The sequence below is a fragment of the Paraburkholderia sp. RL17-337-BIB-A genome (assembly GCF_046025895.1).
Lineage (GTDB): Bacteria > Pseudomonadota > Gammaproteobacteria > Burkholderiales > Burkholderiaceae > Paraburkholderia > Paraburkholderia fungorum_C.
The window spans coordinates 1,538,151-1,560,768 of sequence record NZ_JARESY010000001.1; the positions used below are offsets into that span (position 1 = coordinate 1,538,151).

General features: G+C 61.3%; 17 protein-coding genes. 11 read left to right on the plus strand and 6 right to left on the minus strand.

The annotated features are described in order from the left end of the window. The 3 genes from P0D84_RS07035 to fixL form a co-directional block, all read right to left on the minus strand. A complete protein-coding gene (locus P0D84_RS07035; RefSeq protein ID WP_408334062.1) occupies positions 1–1,398 on the minus strand; it encodes a DUF3300 domain-containing protein in 1,398 nt (465 codons plus the stop codon). Positions 1,399–2,027: 629 nt separating this feature from the next. Then, positions 2,028–2,672, minus strand: a complete 645-nt coding sequence (fixJ, locus tag P0D84_RS07040) for an oxygen response regulator transcription factor FixJ (protein WP_011488992.1) — start codon at positions 2,670–2,672, stop codon at positions 2,028–2,030. Further along, positions 2,669–5,185: an oxygen sensor histidine kinase FixL gene (gene fixL, locus P0D84_RS07045; protein WP_408339708.1), complete on the minus strand. Its 2,517-nt coding sequence runs from the start codon at positions 5,183–5,185 to the stop codon at positions 2,669–2,671. Before fixL ends, fixJ begins: the two co-directional genes overlap by 4 nt. 273 nt (positions 5,186–5,458) lie before the next feature. Between fixL and aceE the strand changes: the two genes are divergently transcribed. The 3 genes from aceE (at position 5,459) to lpdA (ending at position 11,965) form a co-directional block, all read left to right on the plus strand. Then, positions 5,459–8,155 carry a pyruvate dehydrogenase (acetyl-transferring), homodimeric type gene (gene aceE / locus P0D84_RS07050; protein ID WP_408334065.1) on the plus strand — a complete coding sequence of 899 codons (2,697 nt, stop codon included), beginning with the start codon at positions 5,459–5,461 and terminating at the stop codon, positions 8,153–8,155. Between the two features lie 84 nt (positions 8,156–8,239). Beyond that, positions 8,240–9,892, plus strand: coding sequence for a dihydrolipoyllysine-residue acetyltransferase (aceF, locus tag P0D84_RS07055; protein WP_408334068.1), 1,653 nt, complete (start codon positions 8,240–8,242; stop codon positions 9,890–9,892). 285 nt (positions 9,893–10,177) lie between these two features. Further along, a complete protein-coding gene (lpdA, locus tag P0D84_RS07060; RefSeq protein ID WP_408334071.1) occupies positions 10,178–11,965 on the plus strand; it encodes a dihydrolipoyl dehydrogenase in 1,788 nt (595 codons plus the stop codon). Between the two features lie 324 nt (positions 11,966–12,289). Here lpdA and P0D84_RS07065 read toward each other — a convergent pair whose 3' ends face one another. Continuing rightward, on the minus strand, positions 12,290–12,862 hold the full coding sequence (locus P0D84_RS07065) for a phasin family protein (protein WP_408334074.1): 573 nt from the start codon (positions 12,860–12,862) through the stop codon (positions 12,290–12,292). A gap of 783 nt (positions 12,863–13,645) precedes the next feature. Between P0D84_RS07065 and pbpG the strand changes: the two genes are divergently transcribed. Beyond that, a complete protein-coding gene (gene pbpG, locus P0D84_RS07070) occupies positions 13,646–14,830 on the plus strand; it encodes a D-alanyl-D-alanine endopeptidase (protein ID WP_408334077.1) in 1,185 nt (394 codons plus the stop codon). A 110-nt stretch (positions 14,831–14,940) separates the two neighbouring features. Here the strand turns inward: pbpG and P0D84_RS07075 are convergent, their stop codons facing one another. Beyond that, positions 14,941–15,747, minus strand: a complete 807-nt coding sequence (locus P0D84_RS07075; RefSeq protein WP_408334080.1) for an IclR family transcriptional regulator — start codon at positions 15,745–15,747, stop codon at positions 14,941–14,943. Positions 15,748–15,927: 180 nt separating this feature from the next. Between P0D84_RS07075 and P0D84_RS07080 the strand changes: the two genes are divergently transcribed. Both P0D84_RS07080 and P0D84_RS07085 read left to right on the plus strand, forming a co-directional pair. Next, on the plus strand, positions 15,928–16,650 hold the full coding sequence (locus P0D84_RS07080; RefSeq protein ID WP_408334083.1) for a (Fe-S)-binding protein: 723 nt from the start codon (positions 15,928–15,930) through the stop codon (positions 16,648–16,650). Positions 16,651–16,824: 174 nt separating this feature from the next. Then, entirely contained in the window at positions 16,825–18,240 is a 1,416-nt protein-coding gene (locus tag P0D84_RS07085; RefSeq protein WP_408334086.1) for a lactate utilization protein B, read from the plus strand. Between the two features lie 225 nt (positions 18,241–18,465). Here the strand turns inward: P0D84_RS07085 and P0D84_RS07090 are convergent, their stop codons facing one another. Beyond that, a complete protein-coding gene (locus P0D84_RS07090) occupies positions 18,466–19,008 on the minus strand; it encodes a hypothetical protein (RefSeq protein WP_408334089.1) in 543 nt (180 codons plus the stop codon). A gap of 268 nt (positions 19,009–19,276) precedes the next feature. Between P0D84_RS07090 and P0D84_RS07095 the strand changes: the two genes are divergently transcribed. The 5 genes from P0D84_RS07095 (at position 19,277) to iscU (ending at position 22,575) form a co-directional block, all read left to right on the plus strand. After that, positions 19,277–19,516: a hypothetical protein gene (locus P0D84_RS07095; protein ID WP_408334092.1), complete on the plus strand. Its 240-nt coding sequence runs from the start codon at positions 19,277–19,279 to the stop codon at positions 19,514–19,516. A 118-nt stretch (positions 19,517–19,634) separates the two neighbouring features. Next, the gene (locus tag P0D84_RS07100; protein ID WP_408334095.1) at positions 19,635–20,132 is read left to right on the plus strand and encodes a low molecular weight protein-tyrosine-phosphatase; all 498 of its coding nucleotides are present in this window, start codon (positions 19,635–19,637) and stop codon (positions 20,130–20,132) included. Between the two features lie 127 nt (positions 20,133–20,259). Further along, entirely contained in the window at positions 20,260–20,790 is a 531-nt protein-coding gene (gene iscR, locus P0D84_RS07105) for a Fe-S cluster assembly transcriptional regulator IscR (protein WP_028199491.1), read from the plus strand. 74 nt (positions 20,791–20,864) lie between these two features. Then, positions 20,865–22,088: an IscS subfamily cysteine desulfurase gene (locus P0D84_RS07110; RefSeq protein WP_408334098.1), complete on the plus strand. Its 1,224-nt coding sequence runs from the start codon at positions 20,865–20,867 to the stop codon at positions 22,086–22,088. 70 nt (positions 22,089–22,158) lie between these two features. Further along, a complete protein-coding gene (gene iscU, locus P0D84_RS07115) occupies positions 22,159–22,575 on the plus strand; it encodes a Fe-S cluster assembly scaffold IscU (protein WP_179732877.1) in 417 nt (138 codons plus the stop codon). Positions 22,576–22,618 lie beyond the last annotated feature (43 nt).

Below are 22,618 nucleotides of genomic sequence, written 5' to 3' on the forward strand. Positions count from 1 at the left end.
TCAACGGTTGCGGCCGAGATGACGCTCACCGCCGCCGCCACCGCCCAGTCTGCCGCCGCCACCGCCGAAGTTGCCGCCACCACCGCGCTGGACACCCCCGCCGTTCGCACCGAGACCGCCGCCCGCGCGTTGCTGGCCTCCGCCGTTCGCACCGGGACCGCCGCCCGTACGTTGCTGGCCTCCACCGTTCGCGCCGAGACCACCGCCCGCGCGTTGCTGGCCGCCACCGTTCGCGCCAAAGCCGCCGGAACGATTCGCGGCCGCGTTGCGGCTCGCCTCACCACGCTGCGCGTCCTGCCGCGCGGCGTTGCCGTCGCCGGCGCCGCGCAACGCGTTATCGCGATTGACGTTCTGCGCACGGCTCTGCAGGTTGCCGTTCGCGGCGCCGCCCTGATGAATCCCCTGCACGCGCTGGCTGGCACTGCCGCTGACGTTCTGGCCGGTACGGTTCTGCAAGGTCTGTTGCGCCTGGGCACGGGCCGCGTCGTCACGGCCGCGGAAGGCATCGCGCTGCGCGCTCCCGAGGTTGTTGTTGACGTTACGGTTGAGATTGGCGTTGTTGACGTTGCGATTGACGTTGGCGTTGCGGTTCCAGTTCGTCGTGTTGCTGTTCACGTTGAGCCGGTTGTTCACATTGATGTTGTTGTACCGGTTCACGTTGATGTTGACGTCATGCGTGTTCCAGTTGAAGCCGCCCCAGAGCGAATTGGCCACGGCGACGCCGGCACCGAACGCAAGCCCGGCGGCGAGTCCGGTCGCGATGGCATAGCCGGGCGGCGGTGGCACATACACCGGCGGGTAGGCAGGATAGGGCCACGTACCGTAGACGACAGTCGGGTTATACGTGGGCACGTATACCACCTGTGGGTTGACCGGCACGATCTGGATCGTGCTTTGCTCGACTACGACTTTCTGCTGCGAACTCGTCTTCAGATTGCCGGCGGCCTGCGCCTGTTTGCGCAAGCGTTGCACGGAGTCCATCACGTCATTCGGCTGGCCGAGAAAGGCGCTGCCGAGTTGCGAGACCCAGTCCGGTTTCGACGCCATCGTCGCGAGGACCTGCGGAAAGGCGACCAGCGATTGCACGCTCGGGTCCCACGGCTCGGATGCGACCGCCTTGACGGCGTCGTCGCCTTGCAGCTTCGAGTTCGCGTTCGACCATGCGGCTGCGGCCTGCACGTCCTGGGGGAAAGTGGCGGCCATCAGCACCTGCGCGAGCAGTGCGTCGGGATAGAGCGCGATGGGTGCGGTCAGCGAATCGAGTTGCTGGTTCGATATCTTCGCGGCGCTTTGCGCATGGACGACGCCCGGCGTGACCAGCCCGGCGAAGAGTGGCGCGCCTGCAAGGGCGGCGCAAACAAGTAACACACGCGAACGGTGTGTTCCGGATCGTTTCACGATGAAATCCTCCCGACTGCGTTAGACGCGCGAAGTCAATGCACAACGGACGGTGCGTTGTCTGGGCGCGCTGGAATGGAGATGGAAGCGAGTAAAGGCAGAAAGGCAGGGCTCGGTTTCGTGTGAGCCGTTCGATAAGGCAGGTAGTTCAGCGACGTGGTCGAACCGCCTTGACTGCTTCGCAACGCATGGTGACCCCGCATACGACAACGGCAGCACACTTGTCCTGCGTTCATCGGGCATCGACGGTCCCTGCTGAGGAGTTCTGCGTAAATTAAGCGGCGCGGCGAGGCTTGTCAATCTTGTCGGAGGAAAGAACTTATTGCCCCGCGACGTAAGCGCATGCTGAGTAATGCGTAATGATTGACGGATGGGGATGGGGATGGGGATGGGGATGCAGACGGAGACGCAGACGCCAATGCCAATGCCAATGCCAATGCCAATGCCAATGCCAACGCGGACCGAAGTGCGAATACCGACGCCGATACATCGGCCATGCCCCGACTTGTTGTCGCGAAGCAGGAAAGGATAAGGGAAAGAAAAGAGAAAGATGAAACAGGCCGGACTTTTCAACAGTCCGGCCGTTCAAACGCAGTAGCGACCCGCGGGCGGTGCCGCGGGCGTTATGCTTATTGTGCCGGTTGCGGCTTGTTCGACAGCGCCAGTCGCAGCAGATCGGCGACCGTGTTGACGTTGAGCTTTTCCATGATGTTCGCGCGGTGCGCTTCGACCGTCTTGATGCTGATGCCGAGGTCGTCGGCAATCTGCTTGTTCAGGCGGCCAGCAATGATGCGCTCCAGCACCTGATGCTCACGCGCGGTCAGTTTGCCCAGCCGTTCGGCGGCGGCGCGCTGCTGCTGCACGCTGGTGCTTTCGCTGCGGGCTTTATCGAGCATGCGCTCGACCAGCTTGCGCAGTTCGGCTTCGTCGAACGGTTTTTCGATGAAGTCCATGGCGCCTTTTTTCATCGTCGACACCGCCATCGGCACGTCGCCGTGGCCCGTCACGAAGATGATCGGCAGCGACGCATTGTCGGCGATCAGGCGTTCCTGCAACTCGAGCCCGCTCATGCCGGACATCCGCACATCGAGAATCAGACACGCGATCTGGCCCGGATGCGTATGCGGCTGCCACGCGTCGATGAACTGCTCGGCGCTGGAGAAGCATTGCACGCGGTAGCCGTTTGCCTCCAGCAGCCAGCGCAGCGAATCTCGCACGGCCTCGTCGTCGTCGACGACAAAGACAGTTTCCTGTGTGGTGACTGGGCTGTTCATAGCTCTCCCGTAACGGTTTGTGGTGTCGGCGCCTCTGACCCGCCGTTGCTCGGGCCGTCAGGCTCTCCAATAGGCAGACTGCAATGGAACGTGGCACCTGTGATGTGGCCGTCAGATTCGACGTTGTTCACCACCCACAGACGGCCGCGGTGCGATTCGATAATCGAACGGCAAATGTTCAGCCCCATGCCCATACCATCGGACTTGGTGCTGTAAAACGGTTCAAAGAGACGCTCGGCGGTCGCCTCGTCGACGCCCGGTCCCTGGTCGACGACGCTGATGCAGACAAACCCGCCTTCCAGCCGCACGACCACGCGGATCACGGGGTCGACCGCGTTCGGGCGCGCATCGTACATCGCTTCCGCGCCGTTCTTCAGCAGGTTCACCAATACCTGCTCGATCAGCACCGGATCGACGTAGATCACCGGCAAACGCGAGCGCAGATCGGTCACAATGCGAATCTTGCGCTTGCGCGCCTCGAGTTCGGCGAGACCCACGGCGTCGGCGACGATATCGGCCACGCGCGTGGCCTGGCGTTTCGGCTCGCTGCGTTTCACGAACTCGCGAATGCGCTTGATGATCATGCCTGCGCGCACCGCCTGCTGGGCGGTTTTTTCGAGCACGGGCAGGAGATTGTCAGGCGTCGTCCGACCGGATTTAACCAGCGCCACGGTTCCCGAGCAATAGTTATTGATCGCGGCGAGCGGCTGGTTCAGTTCGTGCGCGAGCGACGAGGCCATTTCGCCCATCGTCATCAGGCGGCTGGTGAACTGCAGTTTCTCGTCCTGCTGACGCGAGAGCTCTTGAGCCTGCTTGCGCGTGGTGATGTCGGTCGCGATCTGCATCTGCGCGAGGTGGCCGTCCACCCACTGGATGTACTGACGGCGCACTTCGAACCACTTCTGGATGCTTTGCACGTAGATTTCCTGCGCATCGGCGGTGCTTTCGGTCAACGCGGCGGCGGGCAGACCCGCATATGTGTCCACCATATCGATTGAATCGGACGACGCCTGTGCGCTATCGAACCCGCCGCCCGCCAATTCCAGATGACCGTCCGGGCGAATCCCGAACAGGTGGCGGTAATAGCGGTTGGCGAACAGCAGTTCGGCTTCGTCGGCGGCCAGTACGGAGACGGCGGCGTCGAGACTTTCCAGCACGGTCGTGAAGCGCTCGTGCGCGGCGGCGAGTTCTTCGCGCGCGCGTTTCGGCTCGGTGATGTCGGTCATCGACGACATCCAGCCGGTCTGGCGCCCCGAGCTGTCGATCAGCGGCGAGACATAGAGCCGCGCATGAAACAACGAACCGTCCTTGCGGCGCACCCGCAATTCGAAGCCCGAAGAAGGCGCCTTGCCGCGCAGCGTCATGTCCAGCTGGCGTTGCATCTCGGGGTAAGCGTCGCGCGGCCAGTACGCAAACGGTGCGTTCTTGCCGACCAGATCGCTTTCGTCCCAGCCGGTCATACGGCAAAACGCAGGGTTGACGTGAGTAATGCGGCCGTGCATGTCGAGCACGCGCATGCCGATCAGTACCGAGTTCTCCATTGCGCGCCGGAAGAAGGCTTCAGCATAAAGCGCCTGCTGCGCTTCAAAGCGCTGCCGCGTGTGTTTCCACAAACTCCACAGACTCCACAGCACGAAGCACGACAGGCCGGCCACCAGCCAGACCAGCGTGTTGTTGGTGAAGTTGGTCATCTGCGGGAACGCATAGACGCGCACCGAGACGCCCTGGCCCGGCGGGTCGAGCGGCAGATCGTAGAACATGTCGCGCGGCAGGCGCGGGCGGGTCGACGTGGTGGTCAACTCGCGGTTGTTCACGTCGATGATCGAGATTTTGTATTTGGCCGACAGCTCGGGCGGGATGTCGTGCTTCAGGATGCCTTCCACCGAGAACACGGCGGCAACCGTGCCGAGGAAGTCGCGGTCGCGATAGACCGGCGTCTGCAGCGTGATGTATCCATTGCCGAGGTCGTCGTAGATCAGCGGCGAGTACACCTGGCGGCGCGTGGTGCGCGCCTCGTTGAAGGCGGCTTTGACGGCTTCGTCCATCTGCGCGTCGTTCGGTTTGGCGAGACGCTGGCCGAACACGGGGAGTGCGGTATTGGGCCAGCGCGGCTGCTGTTGGCTCGTGTACCAGTTCATGTAGAGGATCTCGGGATGCCCCTGCATGATGTCCGTGGTGGACACCTGGAATGAATGCGGATCGGCGTGGCCGGCGACCAGATCGCGGGCGAGCGCCTGGATCTGTTCCTGCGCGCCCGTCATGGACAGGCGGATCTGCTGCTGCGCCCACGCGACATTGCGGTAGAGCGTGTCTTCCTGCTGCTGCTGTTCGCGCCGGTTCAAGCTCCACAGAATCAGGCTCATGACGACCAGGAAAACCAGGATCGACAGGAGCGGCGTGAGCAAATAGGAGTTCGACCACCACGGTCCGTGGTGCCAGCGGGAGGACGGCGTCGAATCGCCCGGCGAACCGGGGGTACGCGCCGAGCGAGCGAAAAGCCGTTCGGTCAACATGCGTGGCATTGTAGCGCAGCAAGTCGCTAGCAAATGGCGCAAAAAAGCGCTGAAAGAACCGTTATTCGGCGCAAACTAGCCGACGTATCCGTCGATCGGCAGTCAAATCAAGTTGCGCCGCAACAATTTTCCGCATTATGAGAATCGATCTCGTAATTCGAAAATTTTGTTGCGCGGACGTCGGGACCCCTTTTACAATCGGCCGAAGCTGCCGCGGTCGTGCTTCGTCCGCGCCGTCTGTTCAAGAGCGTTCCTCATACCCAGGAGACGAGCATGTCCGCTGTACCCGACGAAGTCATGAAATATGTCGCCGCCGAAAAAGACGACGATCCCCAGGAAACCGGCGAATGGCTGGAAGCGCTGGATGGCGTGATTTCTGCAGTGGGCCCCGATCGCGCCCACTACCTGATCGAAAAGCAAATCGAATTCGCCCGTGTACACGGCGAACATTTGCCGTTCTCCGCCAATACGCCGTACATCAACACGATCCCGGTCTCGCGTCAGGCGAAGATCCCCGGCGACCAGGACCTCGAACACCGCATCCGCTCGTACACGCGCTGGAACGCCATCGCAATGGTGCTGCGCGCCGGCAAGGACACCAACGTGGGCGGCCATATCGCCTCGTTCGCTTCTGCCGCCACGCTGTACGACGTCGGCTATAACCACTTCTGGCATGCGCCGTCGGCCCAACATGGCGGCGACCTCGTGTTCGTGCAGGGCCATTCGTCGCCGGGGGTCTACTCGCGCGCGTTCCTGCTCGGCCGTCTGACCGAGAACCAGCTCGACAACTTCCGTCAGGAAGTGGGCGGCGAGGGCATCTCGTCGTACCCGCACCCGTGGCTGATGCCGGATTTCTGGCAATTCCCGACCGTCTCGATGGGCCTTGGCCCGATCATGGCGATCTATCAGGCGCGCTTCATGAAGTACATGCAGGCGCGCGGCATTGTGAAGACCGAAGGCCGCAAGGTCTGGGCCTTCCTCGGCGACGGCGAAACGGACGAGCCGGAATCGCTCGGCGCGATCGGCATGGCCGGCCGCGAACGCCTCGACAACCTCGTGTTCGTGATCAACTGCAATCTGCAGCGCCTCGACGGTCCGGTGCGCGGGAACGGCAAGATCATCCAGGAACTGGAAAGCGAATTCCGCGGCGCCGGCTGGAACGTGATCAAGGTCATCTGGGGCAGCCGCTGGGATGCGCTGTTCCAACGCGACAAGTCGGGCGCGCTGATGCGCCGCATGATGGACGTCGTCGACGGCGAATATCAGACGTACAAGTCGGAGTCGGGCGCGTTTGTTCGCGAACACTTCTTCAACACGCCGGAACTGAAGGCGCTGGTCGCCGAATGGTCCGACGAGGACATCTGGAACCTGAATCGCGGCGGTCACGATCCGCACAAGATCTACGCAGCGTTCCAGGAAGCGTCGAATTCGCAGGGCCAGCCGACCGTCATCCTCGCGAAGACGATCAAGGGCTACGGCATGGGCGAAGCCGGCCAGGCGATGAACATCACCCACCAGCAGAAGAAGCTGCACGTGGATCAGCTGAAGAAATTCCGCGACCAGTTCCGTCTGCCGATCTCCGACGAAGATATCGTCGACGTGCCGTACCTCAAGTTCGAAGAAGGTTCGAAAGAACTCGAGTACATGCGCGCTCGCCGCCAGGACCTCGGCGGCTATCTGCCGGCGCGTCGTCAGAAGGCTGAGTCGCTGCCGGTGCCGGCGCTGTCGGCATTCGAGCCGCTGCTCAAGGGCACGGGCGAGGGCCGCGAGATTTCCACGACGATGGCGTTCGTGCGGATCCTGAACATCCTGCTGAAGGACAAGGCGCTCGGCAAGCGCATCGTGCCGATCGTGCCGGACGAGTCGCGTACCTTCGGTATGGAAGGCCTGTTCCGTCAGATCGGTATCTGGAATCAGGACGGCCAGAAGTACGTGCCGGAAGATTCCGACCAGCTGATGTTCTACCGTGAGTCGGAAACCGGTCAGATCCTGCAGGAAGGCATCAACGAAGCCGGCGGTATGGCTGACTGGATCGCCGCCGCGACGTCGTACTCGACGCACGGCGAGATCATGATCCCGTTCTACATCTTCTATTCGATGTTCGGCTTCCAGCGTATCGGCGATCTGGCGTGGGCCGCGGGCGATATGCGCTCGCGCGGCTTCCTGCTGGGCGGCACCGCTGGCCGCACGACGCTGAACGGCGAAGGTCTGCAGCACGAAGACGGCCACTCGCTGCTGTGGGCGGCTTCGGTGCCGAACTGCATCAGCTACGACCCGACCTTCGGTTACGAACTCGCTGTGATCATGCAGGATGGTCTGCGCCGCATGGTTGCTGACCAGGAAGACGTGTACTACTACATCACGGTGATGAACGAAAACTACGAGCACCCGGCGATTCCGCAGGGCGATGCTGTAGCGGCCGACATCATCAAGGGTATGTATTCCTTCCGCAAGGCTGAAGCCGACAAGAAGGCGCCGCGCGTTCAGCTGATGGGCGCGGGCACGATCTTCAATGAAGTGATCGCCGCTGCTGATCTTCTGAAGAACGACTGGGGCGTCGCAGCCGACCTGTGGAGCGTACCGAGCTTCACCGAACTGGCGCGCGAAGGCCACGAAGTGCAACGCTGGAACCTGTTGCACCCGACCGAAGAGAAGAAAGTCTCGCACGTCGAGAAGCTGCTGAAGGACGCGCAAGGTCCGGTCATCGCATCGACCGACTACGTGCGCGCGCTGACCGAGCAGATCCGCGCGTTCGTGCCGCAAAAGTTCGTCGTGCTGGGCACGGATGGCTACGGCCGTTCGGACACGCGCGAAAAGCTGCGTCACTTCTTCGAAGTCGACCGCTACTGGGTCACGGTTGCCGCGTTGAATGCACTGGCAGATGAAGGCACGATCGAACGCAAGGTCGTCGCCGAGGCGCTCAAGAAGTACGACCTTGATCCCGCCAAACCCAACCCGATGACCGTCTAAGGCATCATTCCCCGTGTGCCACGGCGTGCGCGCCTGCTCTGATCGACAGGGCAGGCGGCGTGCGCGGCCCAGGAGACACTAACAATGAGTCAAGCGATCGAAGTCAAGGTGCCGGACATCGGCGATTACAAGGACATTCCTGTGATCGAGGTGCTGGTGAAGGCGGGTGATACCGTCGAGAAAGAGCAATCGCTCGTTACGCTGGAATCCGACAAGGCGACCATGGACGTGCCGAGCTCGGCCGCCGGCGTCGTCAAGGAAGTGAAGGTCAAGGTCGGCGACAACGTGTCGGAAGGTTCGCTGATCGTCGTGCTGGAAGGCGCTGAAGGCGGTGCTGCCGCGCCCGCTCCGGCACCTGCTGCTGCGCCGGCGCCTGCACCGGCCGCCGCACCCGCTGCCGCGCCGGCGCCTGCTGCCGCCGGTGGTGGTCTGCAAGAAGTCAAAGTGCCGGATATCGGCGACTACAAAGACATTCCCGTGATCGAAGTCGCGGTGAAGGTCGGCGATCGCGTCGAGAAAGAGCAGTCGCTGGTGACGCTCGAATCCGACAAGGCGACCATGGATGTGCCGAGCTCGGCCGCCGGCGTCGTCAAGGAAGTGAAGGTCAAGGTTGGCGATAACGTGTCGGAAGGCTCGGTGATTGTCGTGCTGGAGGCGGATGGCGGCGCAGCTGCGCCGGCGCCCGCGCCCGCTGCCCGGCAGGAAGTGGCCGAGAAGCCGTCGGATGCGCCGGCGGCTCCGTCGCCCGCTCCGGCTTCGCCGTCCGCGCTCGCGCAGGCGCCGCTGATTCCGGCTGGCGAAGGCGGTGCGCGTCATGCGAGTCATGCTTCGCCGTCCGTGCGCAAGTTCGCGCGCGAACTCGGTGTGGACGTGACGCAGGTGCAGGGCACGGGTCCGAAGGGCCGTATTACGCAAGCGGACGTCACTGCCTTCATCAAGGGCGTGATGACGGGTCAGCGTGCTGCGCCGGCAGGTGCTGCCGCGCCTGCTGCCGGTGGCGGCGAGCTGAACCTGCTGCCGTGGCCGAAGGTCGACTTCACCAAATTCGGTCCGGTCGATCCGAAGCCGCTGTCGCGCATCAAGAAGATTTCGGGCGCGAATCTGCATCGCAACTGGGTCATGATCCCGCACGTCACGAACAACGACGAAGCGGATATCACCGAGCTCGAAGCGCTGCGCGTGCAGTTGAACAAGGAAAACGAAAAGGCCGGCGTGAAGATCACGATGCTGGCGTTCGTGATCAAGGCGGTTGTGTCGGCCTTGAAGCAGTTCCCGACGTTCAATGCCAGCCTCGATGGTGACAACCTGGTGTTCAAGCAGTATTTCCACATCGGATTTGCTGCTGATACGCCGAATGGTCTGGTCGTGCCGGTTATTCGCGATGCGGATAAGAAGGGGTTGATCGATATCGCGAAGGAAATGACTGAGCTTTCGAAGGCGGCGCGCGACGGCAAGCTCAAGCCGGATCAGATGCAAGGTGGCTGCTTCTCGATTTCTTCCCTGGGCGGCATTGGCGGGACGAACTTCACGCCGATCATCAATGCGCCTGAAGTCGCCATTCTTGGGTTGTCGCGCGGCGCGATGAAGCCGGTTTGGGATGGCAAGCAGTTTGTGCCGCGGTTGATTCTGCCGCTGTCGTTGTCGTATGACCATCGGGTTATTGATGGTGCTGCGGCAGCGCGGTTCAATGCTTATCTGGGTGCGATTCTTGCCGATTTTCGGCGTGTGATTCTTTGATCCTGGTGTTGCGCGGGGCGTGGGTTTCTTTTCTGTTATCCACGTCTCTTTGTTGAACCTGCTTTCTTATCGGTCTATTAGTGTCGCCCCTGTGCGGGGCGGCACCTACTTTTCTTTGCACCCCAAGGGTACTTCCTGCGGGGCGTCTTCCAAAGAAAAGTAGGCAAAAGAAAGGCGCGTCCTTGGACGGACTGCAAAGGTTGATTCTGTCCAGACTGCTGCCAGCTTTCAGGCTGCTTTGAAGTGGTTCTTCCCTCATCACGATCAATAAGAGAAGGGGACACTATGAGTCTCGTCGAAGTAAAAGTGCCGGATATCGGTGACTTCAAGGACGTCGATGTCATCGAAGTCAATATCAAACCGGGCGATGTCATCGAGACCGAACAGGCGCTGATGACGCTCGAGTCCGATAAGGCCTCCATCGAAGTGCCCAGCGATACCGCCGGCACCGTCAAGGAAGTACGCGTCAAAGCCGGCGACAAAGTCTCGCAAGGCACGGTCATCGCGCTCGTCGAAACAGCGGCGGACGCTGCACCGGCTAAAGATGCGCCGAAAGCGCCGGCCAAAGAGCCCGAGAAAGCGCCCGCTCAAGCGGCGCAAGCCGCCGCTGCACCGAAGGCTGCCGCGCCTGCTCCGCAAGCTGGTAGCTTCTCCGGCAACGCGGACATCGAGTGCGACATGCTCGTGCTCGGTTCGGGCCCCGGCGGTTATTCCGCTGCGTTCCGCTCGGCCGATCTCGGCATGAAGACCGTGCTCGTCGAACGCTATGCAACGCTCGGCGGCGTCTGTCTGAACGTCGGTTGTATTCCGTCGAAAGCACTGCTGCATACGGCGCTCGTCATTGACGAAGCCGAAGCGCTCGGCGCGCACGGCATCACCTTCGCCAAGCCGCAAATCGATCTCGACAAGCTGCGTGACTTCAAGTCGGGCGTCGTCAAGAAGCTCACCGGCGGTCTCGCCGGCATGGCCAAGATGCGCAAGGTCGAAGTCGTGACGGGCAACGGCTCGTTCGTCGATCCGAACCACATGGAAGTGCAGACCGAAGGCGGCAAGAAGGTCGTCAAGTTCAAGCAGGCCATCATCGCCGCCGGCTCGGAAGCGGTGAAGCTGCCGTTCATTCCGGAAGATCCGCGGGTGGTCGATTCGACCGGCGCGCTCGAACTGCGTCAGATTCCACAACGCATGCTGGTGATCGGCGGCGGCATCATCGGGCTCGAAATGGCGACGGTCTACTCCACGCTCGGTGCGAAGATCGATGTGGTCGAAATGCTCGACGGCCTGATGGCCGGCGCGGATCGCGATCTGGTCAAGGTCTGGGAGAAGTACAACAGCAAGCGTTTCGCCAACGTCATGCTGAAGACCAAAACCACCGGCGCCGAAGCGAAAGACGATGGTATCTACGTGTCGTTCGAAGGCGAAAAGGCGCCGGCCGAAGCGCAACGCTATGACCTCGTGCTGGTCGCCGTCGGCCGGTCGCCGAACGGCAAGAAGATCGGCGCGGACAAGGCCGGTGTGGCCGTAACGGATCGCGGCTTCATCGACGTCGACAAGCAGATGCGCACCAACGTGCCGCATATCTTCGCGATCGGCGATATCGTCGGTCAGCCAATGCTCGCGCACAAAGCTGTGCACGAAGGCCACGTCGCAGCCGAAGTGGCTCATGGCGAGAAGGCGTACTTCGACGCGCTGCAGATTCCCTCGGTGGCCTACACCGATCCGGAAGTGGCGTGGGCCGGCAAGACCGAAGACCAGCTGAAGGCCGAAGGCATCAAGTACGGCAAGGCGGTGTTCCCGTGGGCTGCGTCGGGCCGCGCAATCGCCAACGGCCGCGATGAAGGTTTCACCAAGCTGCTGTTCGACGAAGAAACGCATCGCGTGATCGGCGGCGGGATTGTCGGTCTGAATGCAGGCGATCTGATCAGCGAAGTGTGTCTCGCGATCGAAATGGGTGCGGACGCAACGGATATCGGTAAGACGATTCACCCGCACCCGACGCTCGGCGAATCGGTTGGTATGGCTGCCGAGTTGTACGAAGGCGTCTGTACCGACTTGCCGCCGCAGAAAAAGAAGTAATGCCGCTGGCGCTGGGCCCACCTGCATGCAGGTGGGTTCGGTGATGCAGAGAAAAAAAACGGCGCGTCCCGCTAAGGGCGCGCCGTTTTCTATTGCAGCAGGCAGCGTAGAACGTTTGTCGTGTCGCGACGCATGAAACATGCGGCACACATCTCAGCTAGCAGCAAAAAAATCCCGGCCTTTCGCCGGGCAAACGATACGCTATTCAACGTATCGGAGCGTTCGGCCACGTACAACCGTGTGAGCGGCAACGGCACGACGCTGTTGCTTACAATAACGCCGGCCCAGCTGTGAGGCGGGCCGGCGTGACATGCGGCCTGAAACTTAGACTGCCTTCTTTGCCGAGCGCGATGCTTGCGCAGCGGCTTGCGATGCTGCCTTCGATGCGGCTGTTGCGGCTGCATTGAAGTTGCTTTCGGCGATTTCGACAGCTTGCTTGGTGGCCTTGTGGACCGTTTCGTACGTGGTGTTGGCGGCGGTGATAGCCGACTTCATCGCGGCGACAGCGGTTTCCGAACCGGCCGGGGCATTCTTCGCAACGTTTTCGACGAGCGATTGGACCTTGCGGTTTTGCTCTTCAAATTGGGCTTCCGCGACGCGGGTGAACTCGCCTTGCGTTGCCGAAACGATTTCATACACGTGACGGCCATACGACAGCGCCTTTTCAGCCACCGGCTGTGCAAGACTTGCCTGCAGTGCCAGCAGTTCCTGCGCGTCCTTCACCGACAGTGCGCGTTGGGCGTTTTCCTGGCTTTCCGCGAGCGTCGATTTCACGACTTGCAGGTTCAGTTCAACCAGCTTCTCGACGCCTTCGAATGCTTTGGTCGTCAGGCCGAACAACGTTTCAAAGTTGGCTTTCTGGGCTGCAGCGAATTGCTCAGGGGTCAGCAGAGTCATGGTTTACGCTCCTGGATTGCGGCCAGTCTGTGCGGACCGCATTGGGTTGGTGGCAAGACGATTTAGGATCGTCTCCCCGGACCGCGATGTTTTGTGCATCGCAGCAATGGTTCCCATTTTAGGATGGCTGCAAGGAATGTCAAGTGCTTTTTGTGCGTCGCACAATGTCGAGAATTTGCTGATAAAACAATACGTTATGCAGTAGGCATGACATTAATAAGATACAGGTCAATTTAACCGTTGCACCAAGTCGATGCGCTTAAAGGCTGCATTTTTTGCCGATTTAACCGGCGGATTCTGATTGTCGCCGGAAGGGCTGCGTCAGATGCGTGACTTCGCACGTCGGAAAAATCGCAGATTGCTGCGGATCCGTTGTAAACCATAAAGTGTCACGGAACGTTAATCTTGGATGCGGGTCGAATGCGCGTTGGCGGTCTCCAGTAGGCGTTTAACAGTTGCGGGGCGACGTCAGGCATGCTGAACGTCGTCTTGGCAAGTTGCCTACGCCCACGCCCACGCTTTGACAGTATTTCCCCTGATCAAGATTGTCTCGAAATTGCCGTTATGCTGAAAGAATCGTCTCGATTCCGGCGTATGGCGACAACGGCGAGGCAAACCACGCTGGCGATCGTTTTTTTCGATCGAAGCGCGGCACTTATTTGTGTTTTTGCGATCGGAGCTTACAAGCCGGTTTAAGGAGCGCGCATAAGTGCTTCAAATTGCTAATTTTTCGTTGTTTTACTACACTTGCGGAAACCTCTCGCCGCTCCCTACCGAACACCCATGAAAACCGACATGCTTTCGTCGCTAAAAATGATCCACGGCGCGGCCCGCAGCACCGCTCTGTCGGTGGCCGCTACGTTGGTCATCACAGCGGCGTTCGCCACGCCCGTCAGCAGTTTTGCCGCCGCGCCCGACGCACCTGCGAAAACCTCCAAACACGCGAAAGCAGCCAAAAAGCCCGCCGCGGCCACTGCCGACAAAGTGTCGAGCAAGAAGGCTGGCAAAGGCGCGGCTGTGAAGACCGTTGCCGCCGCGAGCGACGACGCGCCGCGCGCGGGCGTCAAGCGCAAGCGCGTGACGTACACCTCGAACGGTCGCCATCACTCGGTGGTACGCCGCGTCGCGTACGAACCGCGTTCGCCTAGCGTCGGCCAGGCTTTTGGTCTGCACGAAACGCCGGACGCGCTGATGCTGCGTTCAAGCGTTGCGTACGTGATCGATCAGAACTCAGGCGAAACGCTGTTCGACAAGAATTCGCGCGCCGTGGTGCCGATCGCCTCGATCACCAAGCTGATGACCTCGATGGTCGTGCTCGATTCGAAAGAACCGATGACCGACCAGATCGAAGTCACGGACGAAGACCGCGATTACGAGAAAAACACCGGCTCGCGTCTGTCGGTGGGCTCGGTACTCTCGCGTGAAGACATGCTGCACATCGCGCTGATGGCCTCGGAGAACCGCGCCGCCGCCGCGCTGTCGCGTTATTTCCCGGGCGGCCGCCCGGCGTTCCTCGCGGCAATGAACGCGAAGGCCAAGCAACTCGGCATGACCGATACGCACTTCGAAAACCCCACGGGTTTGACGAGCCAGAACGTGTCGAGCGCGCGCGACCTCGTGAAGATGGTCAACGCGGCGTATCAATATCCGCTGATCCGCAAGTTCTCGACCGATCACAGCTACGAGGTGTACACCGGCAAGCGTTCGCTGGCGTACAACAGCACGAATGCGTTGGTGCGTAACCCGTCGTGGGACATTGGTCTGCAAAAGACCGGCTTCATCAACGAAGCGGGCGAGTGTCTCGTGATGCAGGCGACTATCCACGGCCGTCCGATGATCATGGTGCTGCTCGACTCGTCGGGTAAATACTCGCGCTTTGCGGACGCGACGCGTCTGCGTACGTGGCTCGATAACGGTGGCGATCAAACGCGCATCACCAGTGCGGATGCCGGCGGCCCGGGCACCTGAAGTTGCCTGACGTGCTGCAGTCTGCAGCGGCCGGTTTTCGGACCGGCCAGAAAAAAGCCTCGCAAAATGCGAGGCTTTTTTCATTGAGCCGCGTGAGGACAGCCATCAGCTTACACGTGCTGCGGGTGCGAATGCTCTTGCGGTGTCTGCGGGCGGTAACCGAGCGACTCGGAAATCAGCAACGCCGTTTGGCTGACCTGCCCCAGCCACGAGTCCTGCAAACGATCCGCCGGGGCGGACAGCGACAGGCCGGCGACCAGTTTGCCGGTGTCGTCGTAAATCCCGGCTGCGATACAGCGCACGCCCAGTTCGAGTTCTTCGTTGTCGCGCGCGCAGGCCTGTTGTCGCACATGCGATAGCTCCCGTTCGAGCTTGGTCAGATCGGTGATGCTGTTCTGCGTGTGCCCGGACAGACCGGTGCGCGTGGCGTAGGCCCGCACGCGGGTCGATTCGTCCGCGGCAAGAAAGAGCTTGCCTACCGAGGTCAGATGCAGCGGCGCCCGCCCGCCAATCGCTCGCACCACCTGCATCCCGGAGCGTTCTGAATACGCGCGCTCGATATAGACGATCTCGTCGCCCTGACGCACCGACAGGTTCACTGTCTGCCCGGTTTGGCGGTGCAATTCGCGCATCGGGGTGAGCGCCGCGTCGCGTACCGACAGCCGCGCCTTCACCAGATTGCCTAGTTCGAGCAGACGCATGCCGAGACGGTAAGTGCCGGGATCCGACCGGTCGACCAGCCGGCACATCACCATATCGTTCAGGATGCGATGCGCGGTGGACGGGTGCAGCTCCGTGCGGATGGCGAGTTCTTTCAGGCTGACCGGGTCGCTATGCGCAGCGAGGGCGTCGAGCAAGCGCATCATGCGTTCGATCACCTGGATCGAAGTTTTGGGATCCGGGTTCGTATCGCTCATGGGGAGGAATCGGTTGACGCGTCAAACAGCGGAAATTGATTGTATCCCGTATTGTGAAAAGAAGGAAAGCGGTGGGAACGCCTATTCCAATTTAGCGTGGCATTCGTCCTATGCCTTCCGGACGTTGGTATTGTGCGTCGAACAGCGGATAATCAGGGACGTTTTCCCGAAGGAGGGCTCATGCGAGTCGGATTGTTCGTCACCTGCCTGATCGACCTGATGCGTCCGGAGATCGGTTTTTCGGTCATCAAGCTGATCGAAGGCGCCGGTTTCGAGGTGGTGGTGCCACCCGCGCAAACCTGTTGCGGGCAACCCGCGTACAACTCGGGCGAGCGGCGCATCGCGCGCGACCTGGCTGAGAAAACCTTGCGCGAGTTCGAACAGTTCGACTACGTCGTGGTGCCATCCGGCTCGTGTGGCGGCATGATCCGCGCGCATTACGGCGACCTGTTTGCGGACGATCCGGAGTTGATGAACCGCTTCGGCCGATTGCGGGCCAAGGTGTTCGAGTTGACCGATTTCCTCGTCAATGTGGCCAAGGTGCAATTGGAGCCCGGCGAGTTCGCCGGCCAGGTGACCTACCACGATTCCTGTTCGGGGCTGCGCGAACTTGGCGTCAAGGCGCAGCCGCGCGCGTTGCTCGCGCAGGTGGGCGTGGCGGTGACCGAAATGAAGGATTGCGAGCATTGCTGCGGCTTTGGCGGCACCTTCGCGATCAAGTACGGCGATATCTCCACGGCGATCGTCGACGAGAAATGCGCAAACATTGGCGCGAGCGGCGCCGACGCGGTGGTGCTCGGCGACCTCGGCTGCATGCTCAATATCGAAGGCCGTTTGCGGCGCACCGGCGATACCACCACGCGCGTGTTACACATCGCCCAGGTGCTGGCCGGCGACGCCTGAAAATCATCGCGGCGCCACAACCGGCGCACCCGATTCGGCGCACTTCATTTAACGCAGATCGCTCGCGCATTTTTTCACTCGCGAATTTCATCGGGGGACTTCACCCAGGAATTTCGCCCGCGAATTCATCCGCGTATTTCCCCGCGAGTTCATTCGATTAAGCTCAAGGCCGCCATGCAAGTCCAATCGATGCATTTCAAGGCCCGCGCCGGCCAGAAACTTGCCGACCAGCGTCTGCAGCAGAACCTCACCAAGCTGTCGACCAAGTTCGTGTCGGCCCGCGCCGCAGCCATTACCGCGATCGATTTTCCCGCCACCCGCGCCGCGCTGAAGGAGCGCCGCAATCGCGCGCTGGAAAATCTCGACATCTGGCTCGAGACCTTCGAACGGGAAGCGACCCGGCGCGGCGTCACGGTCCTGTTTGCCGAGACGACGCAGGAGGCCGCACGCCTCGTCGGCGATATCGCGCGCCGGCACGAGGTGAAGAAGGTGATCAAGACCAAGTCGATGGTCACCGAGGAAATGCGCCTGAACGAAGTGCTCGGACAAATGGGCGTGCAATCGATCGAAACCGATCTGGGCGAATACATTCTGCAGATCAACGACAACGAGCCGCCGAGCCACATCATCGCGCCCGTCGTTCACAAAGATAAGGACGAGATCGCCGATCTTTTCGCGAAAACTCACGACCGGCCGCGTCTGACCGAGATCACCGACATGACCCGCGAAGCGCGCGAGATACTGCGTCCGCACTTCATGACGGCGGATATGGGTGTGACCGGCGGCAACTTCGTGGTGGCGCAGACCGGTTCGGTCGTGCTGGTCACCAACGAGGGCAATGAGGGCATGTGCACGGTGATGCCACGCGTGCATGTGGCTGTAACCGGCATCGAGAAAGTGTTGCCCACGCTGGAAGATCTTGCGACGGCAATGCGCCTGTTGCCGCGCTCTGCAACCGGCCAGGCCACGTCGAACTATTTTTCCGTGCTGACCGGGCCACGCGGTGCGGGCGATCAGGATGGTCCCGAGCATATGTATGTGGTGCTGGTCGACGGGGGGCGCACCGGGCTGATCGGCGGCGACTTCCAGGAGATGCTGCGCTGTATCCGTTGTGGCGCTTGCATGAACCATTGCCCGGTGTATCAGAAGGTGGGCGGTCATGCGTACGGCTGGGTTTATCCTGGCCCGATGGGGTCCGTGCTGACGCCGAGCTATGTCGGGATCGACAAGGCGCTGGATTTACCTCAGGCGGCAACGTTGTGCGGCGAGTGCAACAGCGTCTGTCCGGTGGGAATTCCGCTGTCCGATCTGCTGCGCAAGTTGCGCGAGAAGCAGGTGGAGCGGCGGCTGCGGCCGTGGCGCGAGCGGGCAGGGCTCGCGGCGTGGGGTTTTCTCGCCTTGCACCCGAACAGTTATGCGTTGTTCACGAAGCTGGCCGTTCGCGTGCTGGAACGGATGGGCGGGCGAAACCGGTCGATTGCCAGATTGCCGCTCGGCGGCGCGGGCTGGACTAATACGCGGGATATCCCGGCTCCGGTCGGTCGGACGTTCAGGGAGTTGTACGCGGCGCAGCGCAGCCATATCGGCTGAGTTGGCCTGATTGGACGGAGCGCGCCGTCATATTTTTCGAGTTTCGTGGCCGTAAGCGCGAGCCGGTGATTCCGGCGCAGCGCTGTGTTTAAGTTAACGGCCGCGCCGCCTGGCGCGCTCCCCGGCGATTGTCAGACCGGGTTATCGGGCGGTCGTCGCAGAGACCGCAGCGCAGACGCGTGCGCTGATGAGTCCGCGTGTCGCGCGACTACGCGACACGCCCGCTCAGTGGTCCGTCATCTGGCCAGACTGTCGGCCCGGCACCCCTCGCACGGGCGCCCCGTTGTTGCCGTTGCCACGACCGCCTCCATTGCCTGCCTGTTGCGGCGGCGGTGGCGGCGGCGGGTTGCCAGCCGCTGGCCGAGGTGCATTCGATCCGCTCGGGCCGCGCGGCCCGCCTGCGGCGCCTTGAGGCGGCGGCCCGCCGCCGTGTGAGCCGCCGTTCGGCTGACCGTGCCAGTTGCCGTTATCGCCGTGATTGCCGTTATTTGACCGGCCTCGGTCGGGATAGCCGCCATAGCCGGGTCCCGGTCCGTAATAGCGGCCCGGCCCGTTGTAGTACCCCGGGCCCGAATAGTTGCTATAGCCCATGTAGACATTCGTTTGCGGCACGACCGGCACGCCGGTGGCATAACCGTCGTAAGCGTCATCGCCGCTGTAACCGCCGCCGTAGCCATTGCTGTACATCGGTGTGCCGTCCGGATAAACCGCGCAGCCGCCCAGCAAGGCGGCGACTGCGAGGCAGGCGAGTGGTGCAAAGGATTTCATATGATCGACCAGTGCGAGATTTCGTTTCTGTAAGACCGCTATTATCGCCATCCGTCGCAAGCGCTTTGTATGTGTTTGTAAGGATTTCTTTTTCGTGCCATGACGGGCGTCAGTGCCGTGCACCGCACCGCAGTACATTGACTGTTCCACTCAGCGCAACGCTCTATCTCGCGCCAGTGGGTTTTTTTCGATTGTGAATTTCTATAGGATTTGGGATAGGCATAGTGAGTCGTGAACTCACCGGTCCTTAATCGGAAGAAACGACATCATGAAAAAGACAATATCGGTGTACTGGCCTCTTGCCATCGTTGTACCGCTTGCCGCAGCAGCTTATCTGCACATCTGCGGCGATGCCGCTTCGCGTTCGTCGCAAGCTCCGCTCGCGGCTGACCAACTGACTGCGGAACTGGCGCGTGCCGTCTCCTACGGCATGGTCGACAACGCGACGACGTTGCCCGCTAAACCCGCGCACGCTGTAACGGCCATGCCGCTGGGCGAAGCATCCTGAGCGCAGCGAGATCGGACGGTGCGTCGCGTGCCCCGGGCGCAATCTGGTTCAACTTTGTATAATCGCGGCACCGTTACCCACTGCCGATCCACGCGCGTTTTGCGCCCAAAAGCCTCTGATGAAAACCGTGTCCATCTGCTTTGTCTGCCTGGGGAACATTTGCCGTTCGCCAACCGCGGAGGGCGTGATGCGCCATCTGGTCGGGGAGGCCAAGCTCGCGGAACGAATCCTGATCGATTCCGCCGGCACGGGCGACTGGCACATCGGCCAGCCGCCCGACGAGCGCGCGCAGTTTGCGGCCAGTCGGCGAGGCTACGAGCTAGCTGCCTTGCGCGGGCGCCAGATTACGGCATCCGATTTCGAGCGCTTCGATCTGCTGATTGCGATGGATGACAAAAACGTCGCCGCACTGTGTGAGGTTTGTCCTGCGGAGCAGCGCGACAAAATCCGTCTGCTGATGGAATTTGTGCCCGCGACAGATGGTCGCTGGGACGGAGCCCGGGAAATCGTCGACCCTTATTTCGGCGGTGCGGAAGGCTTCGAACAGGTACTAGATCAATGCGAAGCGGCCTGTGGCGGACTTATCGCCGCGCTGCGTCCCCAATTGGTGGCCTAGGCGAGGCCGCCCGCCGCTTTATCCAACAATTAAGTAAATGACCCAAATCGCGGTAGGGATACTTGACTAATTCAGTCATGTATTTATACTTGACCAAACTTGTCGAGAATTGCGGTTCCCACACCATATGAGACTCACCACGAAAGGCCGTTTCGCCGTCACGGCGATGATTGACCTGGCACTGCGCCAGGAGCAGGGCCCGGTGACGCTTGCGGGTATCAGCCAGCGCCAACATATCTCCCTGTCTTATCTCGAGCAGCTGTTTGGCAAGCTGCGTCGTCACGAAATCGTCGAGTCCGTGCGCGGACCGGGCGGCGGCTACAATCTGGCCCGCCGTGCTGAAGACGTGACCGTCGCCGACATCATCATTGCGGTCGACGAACCGCTCGACGCTACCCAATGCGGCGGCAAGGGTTCGTGCGAGGGCACCAAACAGCACGACGGCCACTGCATGACGCACGAATTGTGGTCGACGTTGAACCAGAAGATGGTCGAGTACCTGGATTCGGTCTCCCTGAAAGATCTGGTCGACCAGCAGCGTTCGCGCGAAGGCGCGCCCGCGGTGTTGCGCGACCGGCGCAACGAGGCGCCGGCGGTCGAGCCCGCCCGCGTCGTGCCGAAAGGGCCTAATTCTGTTTTCAACATGGCCGGTTCCTAGGCGCGGCAATCTGAACGCACCACAGCCTGATCAGGAACCCAGAAGCCAGAGCAATGACGTCCCCGGAGCAATTGATGAATAACGACACTCTCCACCTGCCCATTTACATGGACTACAGCGCGACGACGCCGATCGATCCGCGCGTGGTGGACAAGATGATTCCGTACCTGCGTGAGCAGTTCGGCAACCCTGCATCGCGCAGCCACTCGTATGGTTGGGATGCGGAGCGTGCGGTTGAGGAAGCGCGCGAGAACGTCGCCGCGCTGGTGAATGCCGATCCGCGCGAAATCATCTGGACCTCGGGCGCCACGGAGTCGGACAACCTCGCGATCAAGGGTGCCGCGCACTTTTACAAGAGCAAGGGCAAGCACATCATCACGGTGAAGACCGAGCACAAGGCTGTGCTCGACACCTGCCGCGAACTGGAGCGCGAAGGCTTCGAAGTCACGTACCTGGATGTGAAGGACGACGGCCTGATCGACCTCGAGAAGTTCAAGGCCGCGCTGCGCCCGGATACGATTCTGGTTTCGGTGATGTCGGTGAACAACGAGATCGGCGTGATCCAGGACATCGAGGCGATCGGCGAGATCACCCGCGAAAAGGGCATCATTTTCCACGTCGACGCGGCGCAAGCCACCGGCAAGATCGCCATCGACCTGCAAAAGCTGAAGGTCGACCTGATGTCGTTCTCGGCGCACAAGACGTATGGTCCGAAGGGCATCGGCGCGCTGTATGTACGCCGCAAGCCGCGTATCCGTATCGAAGCGCAGATGCACGGCGGCGGTCACGAGCGCGGCATGCGTTCCGGCACGCTGGCTACGCACCAGATCGTCGGTATGGGCGAGGCGTTCCGTATCGCCCGTGAAGAAATGGCGACGGAAAACGAACGCATCCGCATGCTGCGCGACCGTCTGCTGCGCGGCCTGCAGGACATGGAAGAAACGTATGTGAATGGCGACATGGAAAAGCGTGTGCCGCACAACCTGAACATCAGCTTCAATTTCGTCGAAGGCGAATCGCTGATCATGGCGGTGAAAGATGTGGCAGTGTCGTCGGGCTCGGCCTGTACGTCGGCTTCGCTGGAACCGTCGTATGTGCTGCGCGCACTGGGTCGTAACGACGAACTGGCGCACAGCTCGATCCGCTTCACGGTGGGCCGCTTCACGACCGAGCAGGATGTCGATTACGTGATCAACCTGCTGAAGACCAAGATTTCAAAGCTGCGCGATTTGTCGCCGCTGTGGGAAATGCACAAGGACGGGATCGATATTTCGACCATCCAGTGGGCAGCGCACTGACGCGCCAGTTGTGGACGTCGAATTCATCGAATTGCAATTTGCAGGTTGAAACGGATCAAGGAGTGTCATCATGGCTTATAGCGACAAGGTTCTGGACCACTACGAAAACCCGCGCAACGTCGGTTCCTTCGCGAAGGACGACGACGCAGTTGGCACCGGCATGGTCGGCGCACCGGCATGCGGCGACGTGATGAAGCTGCAGATCCGCGTGGGCGCGGACGGCATTATCGAAGACGCGAAGTTCAAGACGTACGGCTGCGGTTCGGCGATCGCCTCGAGCTCGCTCGTCACCGAATGGGTGAAAGGCAAGACGCTCGATCAGGCCATGTCGATCAAGAACACGCAGATCGCCGAAGAACTGGCGCTGCCGCCGGTGAAGATCCACTGCTCGATCCTCGCGGAAGACGCGATCAAGGCAGCGGTCGCCGACTACAAGCAACGCCACGGTGAAGCGGCTGTCGTCGAAGGCGACAAGCAACACGCGTAAGCGCGCTTGGGTGCTCTTTTGAGCCACCAGAAAACGGGCGGTG

What these genes read in the sequence shown, in the direction of transcription:
- fixJ (WP_011488992.1), bottom strand. Translation starts at nt 2,672, where the DNA reads ATGAACAGCCCAGTCACCACACAGGAAACTGTCTTTGTCGTCGACGAC.
- fixL (WP_408339708.1), bottom strand. Translation starts at nt 5,185, where the DNA reads ATGTTGACCGAACGGCTTTTCGCTCGCTCGGCGCGTACCCCCGGTTCG.
- aceE (WP_408334065.1), top strand. Translation starts at nt 5,459, where the DNA reads ATGTCCGCTGTACCCGACGAAGTCATGAAATATGTCGCCGCCGAAAAA.
- aceF (WP_408334068.1), top strand. Translation starts at nt 8,240, where the DNA reads ATGAGTCAAGCGATCGAAGTCAAGGTGCCGGACATCGGCGATTACAAG.
- lpdA (WP_408334071.1), top strand. Translation starts at nt 10,178, where the DNA reads ATGAGTCTCGTCGAAGTAAAAGTGCCGGATATCGGTGACTTCAAGGAC.
- P0D84_RS07065 (WP_408334074.1), bottom strand. Translation starts at nt 12,862, where the DNA reads ATGACTCTGCTGACCCCTGAGCAATTCGCTGCAGCCCAGAAAGCCAAC.
- pbpG (WP_408334077.1), top strand. Translation starts at nt 13,646, where the DNA reads ATGAAAACCGACATGCTTTCGTCGCTAAAAATGATCCACGGCGCGGCC.
- P0D84_RS07075 (WP_408334080.1), bottom strand. Translation starts at nt 15,747, where the DNA reads ATGAGCGATACGAACCCGGATCCCAAAACTTCGATCCAGGTGATCGAA.
- P0D84_RS07080 (WP_408334083.1), top strand. Translation starts at nt 15,928, where the DNA reads ATGCGAGTCGGATTGTTCGTCACCTGCCTGATCGACCTGATGCGTCCG.
- P0D84_RS07085 (WP_408334086.1), top strand. Translation starts at nt 16,825, where the DNA reads ATGCAAGTCCAATCGATGCATTTCAAGGCCCGCGCCGGCCAGAAACTT.
- P0D84_RS07090 (WP_408334089.1), bottom strand. Translation starts at nt 19,008, where the DNA reads ATGAAATCCTTTGCACCACTCGCCTGCCTCGCAGTCGCCGCCTTGCTG.
- P0D84_RS07095 (WP_408334092.1), top strand. Translation starts at nt 19,277, where the DNA reads ATGAAAAAGACAATATCGGTGTACTGGCCTCTTGCCATCGTTGTACCG.
- P0D84_RS07100 (WP_408334095.1), top strand. Translation starts at nt 19,635, where the DNA reads ATGAAAACCGTGTCCATCTGCTTTGTCTGCCTGGGGAACATTTGCCGT.
- iscR (WP_028199491.1), top strand. Translation starts at nt 20,260, where the DNA reads ATGAGACTCACCACGAAAGGCCGTTTCGCCGTCACGGCGATGATTGAC.
- P0D84_RS07110 (WP_408334098.1), top strand. Translation starts at nt 20,865, where the DNA reads ATGAATAACGACACTCTCCACCTGCCCATTTACATGGACTACAGCGCG.
- iscU (WP_179732877.1), top strand. Translation starts at nt 22,159, where the DNA reads ATGGCTTATAGCGACAAGGTTCTGGACCACTACGAAAACCCGCGCAAC.